Source organism: Pseudomonas danubii (assembly GCF_042980055.1).
Taxonomy (GTDB): domain Bacteria; phylum Pseudomonadota; class Gammaproteobacteria; order Pseudomonadales; family Pseudomonadaceae; genus Aquipseudomonas; species Aquipseudomonas danubii.
Map to the genome: position 1 here is coordinate 4280290 of NZ_CP116502.1, position 12158 is coordinate 4292447.

Annotated in this window: 9 protein-coding genes; 5 read left to right on the top strand and 4 right to left on the bottom strand. The window is 63.1% G+C overall.

All coding sequences use genetic code 11. The features are described 5' to 3' along the window. The first annotated feature begins 99 nt into the window (after positions 1-99). From PFZ56_RS19840 to PFZ56_RS19860, 5 genes are all read left to right on the top strand, one after another. A complete protein-coding gene (locus PFZ56_RS19840) occupies positions 100-3594 on the top strand; it encodes a response regulator (protein ID WP_102879598.1) in 3495 nt (1164 codons plus the stop codon). Beyond that, the gene (locus PFZ56_RS19845) at positions 3567-4409 is read left to right on the top strand and encodes a protein-glutamate O-methyltransferase CheR (protein ID WP_222933699.1); all 843 of its coding nucleotides are present in this window, start codon (positions 3567-3569) and stop codon (positions 4407-4409) included. The genes PFZ56_RS19840 and PFZ56_RS19845 overlap by 28 nt, the downstream gene beginning before the upstream one ends. Then, complete coding sequence (locus PFZ56_RS19850) at positions 4406-5011, top strand: chemotaxis protein CheB (RefSeq protein ID WP_102879597.1); 606 nt, start codon at positions 4406-4408, stop codon at positions 5009-5011. The genes PFZ56_RS19845 and PFZ56_RS19850 overlap by 4 nt, the downstream gene beginning before the upstream one ends. Continuing rightward, a complete protein-coding gene (locus tag PFZ56_RS19855) occupies positions 5005-6201 on the top strand; it encodes a hybrid sensor histidine kinase/response regulator (RefSeq protein ID WP_102879596.1) in 1197 nt (398 codons plus the stop codon). The genes PFZ56_RS19850 and PFZ56_RS19855 overlap by 7 nt, the downstream gene beginning before the upstream one ends. Positions 6202-6279: 78 nt before the next feature. Further along, a complete protein-coding gene (locus PFZ56_RS19860) occupies positions 6280-6657 on the top strand; it encodes a response regulator (RefSeq protein WP_011061530.1) in 378 nt (125 codons plus the stop codon). A gap of 8 nt (positions 6658-6665) precedes the next feature. On the opposite strand, the gene PFZ56_RS19865 is transcribed toward PFZ56_RS19860, so the two are convergent. The 4 genes from PFZ56_RS19865 to PFZ56_RS19880 form a co-directional block, all read right to left on the bottom strand. Next, a complete protein-coding gene (locus PFZ56_RS19865; protein ID WP_110595584.1) occupies positions 6666-8336 on the bottom strand; it encodes a response regulator in 1671 nt (556 codons plus the stop codon). Next, positions 8333-9835 carry an ATPase domain-containing protein gene (locus PFZ56_RS19870; protein ID WP_102879594.1) on the bottom strand — a complete coding sequence of 501 codons (1503 nt, stop codon included), beginning with the start codon at positions 9833-9835 and terminating at the stop codon, positions 8333-8335. The genes PFZ56_RS19865 and PFZ56_RS19870 overlap by 4 nt, the downstream gene beginning before the upstream one ends. Before the next feature lie 256 nt (positions 9836-10091). Further along, the gene (locus PFZ56_RS19875; protein ID WP_170002428.1) at positions 10092-11141 is read right to left on the bottom strand and encodes a HEAT repeat domain-containing protein; all 1050 of its coding nucleotides are present in this window, start codon (positions 11139-11141) and stop codon (positions 10092-10094) included. 74 nt (positions 11142-11215) lie between these two features. Then, a complete protein-coding gene (locus tag PFZ56_RS19880) occupies positions 11216-12115 on the bottom strand; it encodes a bestrophin family protein (protein ID WP_102865180.1) in 900 nt (299 codons plus the stop codon). Between the last annotated feature and the right edge of the window lie 43 nt (positions 12116-12158).

Genomic DNA, 12158 nt, shown 5'->3' on the forward strand with positions numbered 1-12158 from the left:
GGTCCAATCGCAGTTGTGAACCCATGGGTTATAAAAAATAGCTGCGATGGCCGAATGTGGGGCAAACTTCGTTTTTTTTCCTGCGCCAAGGTCCATCAAATGATCCGTCCGTCATCGGTTGATGAACAGAGTTTTCGCAAGCTGCTGACCCGCAACATCAGCCTGCCCCTCGGTGTAGGCGTGCTCAGCGCGGTTTTTTTCGTGTCCCTGATCACCTACCTGCTCTCGGTCATCCAGTGGGTGCAGCACACTGACCGGGTGATCAACAATCTCAATGAGGCGGCGCGCCTGACCATCGACCTGGAAACCGGCATGCGCGGTTTCCTGATCACCGGCGATGAGCATTTCCTCGACCCTTATGAAGTGGCCAAGCCACGCATCCTCAGCGAGCTCAATGGGCTGCGTGATCTGGTCGCCGACAACCCGCAGCAGGTCGACCGCCTCAAGCGCCTGGAAGCCCTGCAGCTGGAGTGGAACAACTTCTCCCTGAGCATGATCGAGCTGCGTCGGCAGAACGGCGACTACCGTGGCGCGGTGCAGGCCGGGCGGGGCAAGCGCCTGACCGACGAGATCCGCAAGGAATACGAGGATGCGGTGGGCATGGAGCAGCAGTTGCGCCTGGAGCGTAATGAGAGCGTCAGCCGCACCACCATTTTCAGCGTGATCCTGTACCTGTTGTTCGTGGTGGGCATCAGCGGCTTGCTGGCCTATGTCGGGCGTCGGGATCTGCTGGCGCTGTCCAAAAGCTACAGCGACAACCTCGAGGCCCAGGAAAACAGCGCCCGGCGCCTGGAACAGCAGGCCTGGCTGCGCAACGGCCAGACCGAACTGGCCGAACAGATGCTCGGCCAACTGACCCTGAACCTGCTGGGGCGCAATATCCTCCAGTTCTGCGCCCATTACCTGGGGACACCGGTGGCGGCGCTGTATGTCCGTGAAGATCACGGCGGCCTCAAGCGTGTGGCTTCTTATGGATTTTCCCGTGAGCTGGAGCAGCAAGAGCAGTCGCTGTATGGCGATGAGGGCCTGGTGGGCCAGGCCGCGCAGCACAAGCGCCTGATCCGCCTGGACGATGTGCCGGTGGATTACTTCAAGGTCAGCTCCGGCCTGGGCGAGGGCGCGCCGCGCAGCGTGCTGGTGGTGCCGACCCGTGATGACGACCGGGTCAATGGCGTGATCGAGCTGGGCTTCCTGCGGGCGCTGAGCGATCGCGATGTGGAGTTGCTGGAGCTGATTGCCGGCAATATCGGCACCTCCATCGAAGCCGCGCGCTACCGCCAGCGCCTTCAGGAAGTGCTGGCCGAAACCCAGCAGCTCAACGAAGAGTTGCAGGTGCAGCAGGAAGAATTGAAGACCGCCAACGAGGAGTTGGAGGAGCAGTCGCGGATTCTCAAGGAGTCCCAGGTGCACCTGGAAACGCAGCAGGTGGAACTGGAACAGACCAACGAACAGCTGGCCGAGCAGGCGCAGATCCTCGCCGAGCAGCGCGACGCCATGGACCGCAAGAACAGCGAGCTGAACGAGGCGCAGACCCAGCTTGAAGAGCGCGCCGAAGAACTGCAGCGCTCCAGCAAGTACAAGTCCGAATTCCTCGCCAACATGTCCCACGAACTGCGCACACCGCTCAACAGTTCGCTGATCCTGGCCAAGTTGCTGGCGGAAAACCCCCAGGAGAACCTCACTGCCGAGCAGGTCAAGTTCGCCGAGTCGATCTATTCCGCCGGCAACGACCTGCTGAACCTGATCAATGACATCCTGGATATCTCCAAGGTCGAGGCGGGCAAGCTCGAAGTGCGTCCGGAAAATGCCAGCGTGCCACGCCTGGTGGACGGCCTGCGCAGCCTGTTCCAGCCGTTGACCGCGGACAAGGGCCTGGCCTTCAAGGTGGAGCTGCAGCCGGGGGCGCCACAGAGGCTGTTCACGGATCGCCAGCGGGTCGAACAGATACTCAAGAACCTGCTGTCCAACGCGGTCAAGTTCACTGAAAGGGGCCAGGTCAGCCTGAGCGTTGGTGCTCAGCCGGGGGGCGGTATCGCCTTTGTCGTGCAGGATTCGGGGATCGGCATCGCCCAGGACCAGCAGGAAAGCATTTTCGAAGCCTTCCGCCAGGCCGACGGCACCACCAACCGGCGTTATGGCGGCACTGGCCTGGGGCTGTCGATCTCCCGGGATCTGGCGACCTTGCTGGGGGGCTCCATCAGCGTCAGCAGTGAGCCGGGGCAGGGCAGCATTTTCACGCTGGTGCTGCCAGAGCAGTACAGCGAGGCGGCCGAGCCGGTGCTGGCGCCAGCGCCTGCAATGATGCCGGTGGCGGCGCCTGTTGCGCCCAGTGCGCCGTTGCCGGTGGCTGAAGTGCCTGGCAGTGAGATCCCGCGCTTTGCCGATGACCGGGACAAGGCCCCATTCAGCAGCCGCTGCATCCTGGTGGTGGAAGATGAGCCGAATTTTGCGCATATCCTCTTCGATCTGGCCCACGAACTGGGTTACCACTGCCTGGTGGCCCATGGCGCCGACGAGGGCTACAGCCTGGCCGAGCAGTACATCCCGGACGCCATCCTGCTGGACATGCGCCTGCCCGACCATTCCGGCCTGACCGTGCTCCAACGCCTCAAGGAACATGCCCAGACCCGGCACATCCCGGTGCACGTGATCTCGGTGGAAGACCGGGTGGAAGCGGCCATGCACATGGGCGCCGTGGGCTACGCGGTGAAACCCACCACCCGCGAGGAGCTCAAGGACGTCTTCGCCCGCCTGGAAGCCAAGCTGACGCAGAAGGTCAAGCGCGTGCTGCTGGTGGAGGACGACGATCTGCAACGCGACAGCATTGCCCGGCTGATCGGCGACGACGATATCGAGATCACCGCCGTGGGCCTGGCCCAGGATGCCCTGGACCTGCTGCGCGAGAATGTCTACGACTGCATGGTCATCGACCTCAAGCTGCCGGACATGCTCGGCAACGATCTGCTCAAGCGCATGTCCACCGAGGACATCTGCTCCTTCCCGCCGGTGATCGTCTATACCGGGCGCAACCTGACCCGAGATGAAGAGACCGAGCTGCGCAAGTATTCCCGTTCGATCATCATCAAGGGCGCCCGCTCGCCGGAGCGCCTGCTGGATGAAGTGACGTTGTTTCTGCACAAAGTCGAATCCCAGTTGTCCCATGAGCGGCAGAAGATGCTCAAGACCGCCCGCAGCCGCGACAAGGTCTTCGAGGGGCGCAAGATCCTCCTGGTGGATGATGACGTGCGCAACATCTTTGCCTTGACCAGCGCCCTGGAACACAAGGGCGCGGTGGTGGTGATCGGCCGTAACGGCCATGAGGCCATCGCCAGACTCAATGAAGTCGAGGATATCGACCTGGTGCTGATGGATGTGATGATGCCGGAGATGGACGGTTTCGAAGCCACGGTGCAGATCCGCAAGGACCCGCGCTGGCGCAAGCTGCCCATCATCGCCGTGACCGCCAAGGCCATGAAGGATGACCAGGAGCGCTGCCTGCAGGCCGGCTCCAACGACTACCTGGCCAAGCCCATTGACCTGGACCGCCTGTTTTCCCTTATCCGCGTATGGCTGCCGAAGATGGAAAGAATTTAGTGGAGCGTAATACCGAGATCGAACTGCGTTTGCTGATCGAAGCTATTTATCTCAAATACAGCTACGACTTCCGCGACTACTCCGGTGCTTCGATCAAGCGCCGGGTCAACCACGCTTTGCGTCAGTTCGAGTGCAAGACCATTTCCGCGCTGCAGGAGCGGGTGCTGCACGACCCGACGGCGTTCATGCAATTGTTGCAGTTCCTGACCATTCCGGTGAGCGAGATGTTTCGCGACCCGTCGCACTTCCTGGCGATCCGCCAGGAGGTGGTGCCGCTGCTCAAGACCTACCCGTCGATCAAGATCTGGATCGCCGGCTGCAGCACCGGGGAAGAGGTCTATTCCATGGCCATCCTGCTGCGCGAAGAAGGGCTGCTGGAACGCACCATCATCTATGCCACGGACATCAATCCCAGCTCCCTGGAGAAGGCCAAGCAAGGCATCTTCTCCCTGGAGAACGTGCGGGCCTACACCCACAACTACCAGCAGGCCGGCGGCCAGCGTTCCTTTGCCGACTACTACACCGCGGCCTACGACTACGCGATCTTCGACAAGAGCCTGCGGGAGAACGTGACCTTCGCCGACCACAGCCTGGCGACCGACAGCGTATTTTCTGAAACTCAATTGATTTCATGTCGTAACGTATTGATTTACTTCAATAAAAAATTGCAGGATCGGGCCTTCGGACTGTTCCATGAGTCGCTCTGCCATCGGGGTTTCCTGGTGCTGGGCAGCAAGGAGACCCTGGACTTTTCTGCCTACGGCAAGCACTTCGAACCCTTGGTCAAACAAGAACGGATCTACCGCAAGACATGAACCAGCAGACTGCCGGACACAACCTCTGGCCACGGGTCGAGGCCGTTGTGGTGGGCGCATCCGCCGGTGGCGTGGAGGCGTTGTTGAATCTGTTCAGTGACTTTCCCCAGGACTTTCGCCTGCCGGTGATCGTGGTCCTGCATCTGCCGGACGAGCGTCGCAGCCAGTTGGCGGACATCTTCGACCGGCGCCTGGCGCTGTCGGTGAAGGAGGCTGAGGACAAGGAGCAGATCGTCCCCGGTACCTTGTACTTCGCTGCCCCCGGTTATCACTTGTCGGTGGAGCAGGACCGCAGCCTGTCCCTGAGCCAGGAGGAGCGGCTGCACCATTCCCGTCCCGCCATCGACTACCTGTTCGAATCCGCGGCTGATGCCTACGGCAATAGCCTGGCCGCCGTGCTGCTGACCGGGGCCAACCAGGACGGCGCCTGGGGGTTGGCGCAGATCAAGCGCCAGGGCGGCCTGACCATTGTCCAGGACCCCCGCGAAGCCCAGGTCGCGACCATGCCGGAAGCGGCCCTGGCCCTGCAGCAACCGGATTACATTCTCCCTTTGCGCGGCATCAGCCGTCTGCTTGCCGAGCTGGAACGAACCTCATGTTAAGTACTATTCAAGCCAAGCTGCTGATCGTCGACGATCTGCCGGAGAACCTGCTGGCCCTGGAAGCGCTGATCAAGCGCGAGGACCGCCTGGTGTACAAGGCGCTGTCGGCCGACGAGGCCTTGTCGCTGCTGCTCCAGCATGAGTTCGCCATGGCCATCCTCGATGTACAGATGCCGGGCATGAATGGCTTCGAGCTGGCCGAGTTGATGCGCGGCACCGAGAAGACCAAGCACATCCCCATCGTTTTCGTCAGTGCTGCCGGACGCGAGCTCAACTACGCCTTCAAGGGCTACGAGAGCGGGGCGGTGGACTTCCTGCACAAGCCCCTGGACATCCACGCGGTGAAGAGCAAGGTCAATGTGTTCGTCGACCTGTACCGCCAGAGCAAGGCCATGAAGCAGCAGGTCGAGGCCCTGGAGCAGAGCCGGCGTGAGCAGGAGGCGTTGCTCAACAAGCTTCAGGCCACCCAGAACGAGCTGGAGCAGGCGGTGCGCATGCGCGATGACTTCATGTCCATCGTCGCCCATGAAGTGCGCACGCCCCTCAACGGCCTGATCCTGGAAACCCAGCTGCGCAAGATGCACCTGGCCCGGGAGAACGCTGCCGCCTTCAGCCTGGACAAGATGCACGCCATGGTGGATCGCGACGAGCGCCAGATCAAAAGCCTGATCCGCCTGATCGAAGACATGCTGGACATCTCGCGGATTCGCACTGGCAAGCTGTCGATCCGCCCGTCCCGGTTTGACCTGGCGCAGTTGGTACGCGGGTTGGTGGAGAACTTCGCGCCCCAGGTGGAAGCTGCGCAATCGTCCCTGAGCCTGGAAGCCGAGCAGCCGTTGCAAGGCCACTGGGACGAATTCCGCATCGAACAGGTGATTTCCAATCTGCTGACCAATGCCTTGCGCTACGGCGCCAAGAGCCCCATCCAAGTCCGGGTCTATGCCCAGGACGGCGAGGCCCGGGTCGAGGTGCGCGATCATGGGATTGGCATCAGCGAAGAGAACCAGAAGCGAATTTTCCAGCAGTTCGAGCGGGTCAGCGCCAGCCACGTGGCGGCGGGCCTTGGGCTTGGGCTGTTTATTTCCGAGCAGATCGTCACTGCCCATGGCGGCACCATCAGTGTTGAAAGCCGGATTGGCGAGGGCGCGCTGTTTCGCGTGAGCCTGCCCTTGTCGACGACCGACGAATGACTAAAAGCGTAATGCTCACGCAACCTCTGCGTGACCCAATGGTCGTAACAGCAGCAATTGATCGAGCAAAGGTTTTCCATGAGTGAAGATGCACAAGACGTCGTACTGATCGTCGAAGATGAACCCGTCATCCTGATGCTGCTGGCCGACTATCTGTCGGGCCTGGGCTACCGGGTACTCCAGGCGGAAAATGGCGAGCAGGCGTTCGAGATCCTGGCCAGCAAGCCGCACCTGGATGTGATGATCACCGACTACCGGCTGCCCGGCGGCATTACCGGGGTGATGATCGCTGAGCCGGCAGTGAAGCTGCGCCCGGACCTCAAGGTGATTTTCATCAGCGGCTATCCCAACGAAATCCTCGAATGCGGCAGCCCCATCACCCGCAAGGCACCGATCCTGGCCAAGCCCTTCGACCTCAACAGCCTGCAGGAGCAGATCCAGCAACTGCTGGCTTGAGCCGGTCCTCAGTCGCGGATCATCTCCTGCACCTTGGCGGTCAGCAGGTCGAAGGTGAAGGGCTTGGTGATCAGTTGCATGCCGGGGTCGAGGAAGCCGCCCCGGGCGGCAGCGTGCTCGGCGTAGCCGGTGATGAACAGGACTTTCAGTTGCGGGCGGATCTGCCGCCCGATCTCTGCCAGTTGCCGGCCGTTCATGCCCGGCAAGCCCACATCGCTGATCAATAGATCGATGCGTTGCCCCGAATCGAGGATCGGCATGGCGCTGCGGGCGTCGCCGGCTTCGACAAAGGCGTAGCCCAGCTCGCCGAGTACCGCGCTGACCAGCACCCGGACCGCCGGATCATCCTCGACGATCAGCACCGTCTCGCCGTTCTGTGCGGTGCCCGACTGGTGCTCCAGCGGCTGTTCATCCAGCTCCGCACTGCCCCGATAGCGCGGCAGGTACAGGCTGACCTCGGTGCCCCGGCCCAGGGTGCTGTTGAGGGACACGTGGCCGTGGGACTGCTTGCTGAAGCCATAGATCATCGACAGCCCGAGCCCGGTGCCCTGGCCGATGGGCTTGGTGGTGAAGAAGGGGTCGAACACCCGATGGATGATGGCGTCGGGCATGCCGCAGCCGTTGTCGCTGACTCGCAGCAGCACGTAGTCGCCGGGTTCGAGGTTGTCGTGGGCCTGGGTGAAGTCCGGGCCCAGGTGCTGATTGAGGGTTTCCACCAGCAGCCGGCCGCCATTGGGCATGGCATCCCGGGCGTTGAGGACCAGATTGAGCAGGGCGCTTTCCAGCTGGTTGGGGTCGGCCTCGGCGACCCACAGTTGCGGGCACAGCTGCATGTCCAGCTGGATGCTTTCGCTGAGGCTGCGTTGCAGCAGTTCGCCCATGGACGTCACCAGGGCATTCATTTCCACTGGCTTGGAGTCCAGCGACTGGCGCCGGGAGAAGGCCAGCAGGCGATGAGTCAGGCCGGCGGCGCGATTGGCCGAGGTGACCCCCAGGTCGATCAGTCGGTCCAGGTCTTCGGTGCGGCCCCGGGCCAGGCGCCGGCGCAGCAGCTCCAGGCTGCCGATGATGCCGGTGAGCATGTTGTTGAAGTCATGGGCGATGCCGCCAGTGAGCTGGCCCACGGCTTCCATCTTTTGCGACTGGCGCAGGGCTTCCTCGTTGTGCCGCAGTTGCGCCGTGCGCTCCTGCACCTGCTGTTCCAGGGTTTCCAGGGTGCATTGCAGGCGCAGTTCGCTCTGGCTCAGGTCGATCAGCCGGTCCCGGGCTTCGTATTGGCGACGGCGTCCGCGCAGGGCGGCGCTGACCAGGCTGATCAGGGTGGCCGGATGGAAGGGCCGTTCGAGGAAACTGACGTTGCCCAGGGGCACGCTGAAGCCTGAGGCCGGGTTCTGCTCCGGACCGCCGTGCTGGGTCAGCAGCACGATGGGCAGGTCGGACCAGGCCGGTTGTTGTTGCAGATGGCGCAGCAGGGGGGCCAGGTCGACCCCGCGCAAAGCCTCGGCGGCGATGATCACCAGCCCGGCGCCGTGCTCCAGCTCTGCGCACAGGGCCGGCAGGTCCGGGCAGATCAGGCTGCGAAATCCCGCCTCGTTGAGCATCATCTGCGCCAGCTGGCTGTCACGGCCGTGGGGCGTGAGCACCAGGGCGCGTTCGGAAAATGCCAGGTCCTGGGTCATCGCCCCTCATCCCGAAGCAGCGGTTTGCTTTCGCCCAGGTAGGTGGGCACGCCGCGCAGTACGCCCTGGAAGGCTTCCAGGGGTTCGCCGATGGTCAAGCCGCGAGCGCCGATGCGGTATTCACGGATGGTGGACTCGTGGCTGCCGGTGCGTTTCTTGATGATGGAGATGGCCCGACGCACCTTGCCCAGGGCCTCGAAGTAGCGCAGCAGGACCACGGTGTCCGCCAGGTAGGTGATGTCCACCGGGGCCTGCATGTCGCCCACCAGGCCATGCTGGGCCACGGTCATGAAGGTCGCGGCGCCCTGGCGATTGAGGTACAGCAGCAGTTCGTGCATGTGCAGCACCAGGGCGTTTTCCTCGGGCATGGCCGCCTGGTAGCCGTTGATGCTGTCGATCACCACGGTCTTGATCCGTTGCTGGTCGACACAGCGTCGGACCCGGTAGGACAGTTCCCCCGGGGACAGTTCTGCGGCGTCCACTTGCTCGATCACCAGATTGCCGGTGGCTTGCAGGGCCTCCAGGTCGATGCCCATGTTGCGCATGCGTTCCAACAGCAGCCCCAGCTCTTCGTCGAAGATGAACAGCGCGGCTTTCTCGCCCCGGGCCACGGCGGCCGCGGCGAAGATCATCGAAATAAGCGATTTGCCGGTACCGGCGGGGCCGAGGATCAGGGTGCTGGAGCCGCTTTCGATGCCGCCTCCCAGGAGCGCGTCCATTTCCGCAATGCCGCTTGTCAGGGTCAGGCGCTCGTTGCGGCCCCGGTGTTCGGCAGCCACCAGCCTTGGGAAGACATGGACCCCGTCGCCCATGATGGTGAAATCATGGAAGCCGCCGCGGTACTTCTGGCCACGGTATTTCACCACCCGGACGCGCCGGCGCTCGGCGCCGTAACTGGGGGTCAGCTCTTCCAGGCGGATCACCCCGTGGGCCACGCTGTGCACGGTCTTGTCCAGGGATTCGGTGGTCAGGTCGTCCAGGAGCAGCACGGTGGCGTCATAGCGCACGAAGTAGTGCTTGATCGCCAGGATCTGTCGCCGGTAGCGCAGGGAACTCTGGGCCAGCAGGCGGATTTCCGAGAGGCTGTCGAGCACCACCCGCGTCGGCTTGACCCGTTCCACCACGTCGAAGATCTGCCGGGTGGCTTCCCCCAGCTCCAGGTCCGAGGAATACAACAGGCTTTGCTGGTGCTCGGCGTTGAGCAGGCTTTCCGGTGGGGTCAGCTCGAAGATGTGGATGTTGTGGTCCAGCTGCCAGCCGTGGGACTGGGCGCCCTGGCGCAGTTCGCGCTCGGTTTCCGAGAGGGTGATGTACAGGCAGCGCTCACCGGCCAGGGCGCCGGCACGCAGAAAATGCAAGGCCACGGTGGTCTTGCCGGTGCCGGGTTCGCCTTCCAGCAGGAATACATGGCTGCGTGATAATCCTCCAGAGAGAATATCGTCCAGGCCTTCGACGCCAGTGGCGGCTTTTTCGCTGAGCAACGCAGATGAGGTCGACAAACAATGCCCTCGCACATATGGGTCCAGGTGATCGGCGATGGCGACGAACGCCTTGATATCGCTGATAAATCACTTGACCGTCTACCGTTGCCACGGTTCAACCTTTTGTTGTGTAGCCGCTGCCGCAGGCTGCGAACGGCTTGGGCGGCATGCCGACGTAGCAGGCGCGGGGATCTTGAGGGCGGCAAAGGTTTGGCTGGAGATCGCCAGGCAAGGCCCTGCGGGCCTTTTCGCAGCCTCGCGGGCTCGGCAGCGGCTACAGGCCCTGCTGCAGGGCCGGGTCGTCGGGGTTCTGCTGTTCCAGCTGGGCCAGCAACACCTGGACGTTCTGCAACTGGCCGCTCTCTTTCCAATAGTTGATCAGCAGCACCCGCGCCTTGCGGTTGTAAGGCTGGCGCTGGACGATTTCCTCCAGTTGCTTCTGCGCCGCCTCCAGCTCCTGCTGGCTGTGCAGGGTGGTGGCCAGGTCGTAGCGGTAGGCGGCGTTGTTGGGTTCCAGTTCCACCGCCCGTGACAGGCCCAGCAGGGCGAATTCGCCTTGGCCGTGGTGCAGCAGCCAGAGCCCCAGGGCATGTTGCAGGTAGGCGGAGTCTTGCTGGGCCTGCAGTTGCTTGGCCAGCAACTGGCGGGCGGCGTCGCTCTGGCCTTGCTTGTCCAGCACTTCGATCTGCAGCACCACCGCTTGCAGGTTGTCCGGGGCCAGGCGCAGGGCCTGTTCCAGGGTCTGCTGGGCCTTGCTCAGGTTGGCGTTGTGCAGGTACAGGCGGGCCAGTTGGTATTGGGCCTCGACGTCGTCACCCCGGGTCTTGAGCACCTGGGTGTATTCGTCGATCACCTGCTGCAGCGGGCCGAAGTACAGGCCCTGGTCATCCGGGCTCAGGCCGAGCAGGGCGTCTACCGCGGCAAAGCGCACGCTTTGCTCGTGATCGTCGAGCAAGGGGCCGAGCAGCAGGCTGCGCTGGCCACTGGGAACCAGGCCCAGCACGCTCTTGATCGCTGCTTTGCGCACCTCGGGCGAGGGGTGATAGAGGTCGGCGTCCGCCAGCTTCAGGGCCTGGGGGCTGGGGTAGTTGGGCAATACCGCCAGCAGGCGGGTGCGCTGCTGGTCATTGAGGTCGGGGCGCGCCAGTTGCTGGTACAGCACCCGTGCTGCGCCCGGCTGGCCGTTGCGGGCTTTCTCCAGGGCCGGGCCGTAGCCATGCTTGATCGCCTCGGGAACCGCTGGCGGGCTGCTGCGCAGAAAGGTCCAGGCCAGGGCGATAACGAGCAACAGGCTGATCAGCAGGTAGCGACGGGGCAGGGGCATGCAGGAATCCGGAAGCTGGCGACTTTTGGAAGGCGCAAGCTTCGGTCAGGAATGGGCCTGAGTCAAACCCGGGTTCAGGTCAGTACGTATTCCTGGGGTTGCAGTGGTGGCGGCAGGTCCCGGTGCCCCAGTGCGGCCAGGACTTCACGCTCCAGGCCGCGCAATAGAGCGTTGCACGGCAGATCATTGTCGTCGTAGCCAAAGGGGTCTTCGAGGTCATTGCCGATTTCGTCGAGGCCCAGGAAGGTGTAGCTGACGATGGCGGTGAAGATCGGTGTCAGCCAGCCCAGGGGCTCGGCCATGGCAAAGGGCAGGAGGATGCAGAACAGGTAGATGGTGCGGTGCAGCAGCAAGGTGTAGGGGAAGGGCAGCGGGGTGTTCTGGATGCGTTCGCAGGCGGCCTGGACCTGGCTCAGGCTGACGAGGCGGGTTTCCATCTGGGTGTAGCGCCATTCACTGATCAGCCCCTGTTGCGCCCACTGCGAGCAGCGCTGGCCGATGCGTTGCAACTGGGCATCGGTGAGGTTGGGGTGCTGCGGGTCGATGTCGGCCTGGGCCCAGGGTTGCAGGGCGCGGGCTTCGTCTTCATGGCGCAGACGGGCGATCAGGCTGTGGGCGAAGCCGCAGAGGTCGCGCAGCAGGCCCTCGCGCTGGGGATGAGCGTCGATGATCAGGCTTTCGCGGATCAGCGAACGAACCTCGATGATCAACTGCCCCAACTGCTTGCGGCCTTCCCACCAGCGGTCGTAGCAAGCGTTGTTGCGAAAACTCATGAAGATCGACAGCGACAGGCCCAGCAGGGTGAAGGGCGTGGCATTGACCTTGGAGAAATAGGTGGGCTGCAGGGTTTCCACCAGGACGATGACCGATGCCAGCAGGGTGATCAGCACGCAGCGCAAGGCAATGCGCTTGGCGATCGAGCCCTTGAGGGCAAAGAGGATGCTGATCAGGTTGGGCTTGGGGCGGACGATCATGAGGGCTGAGGCCAGGGCGATTACGCGGCGAGTGAAGAGTAGG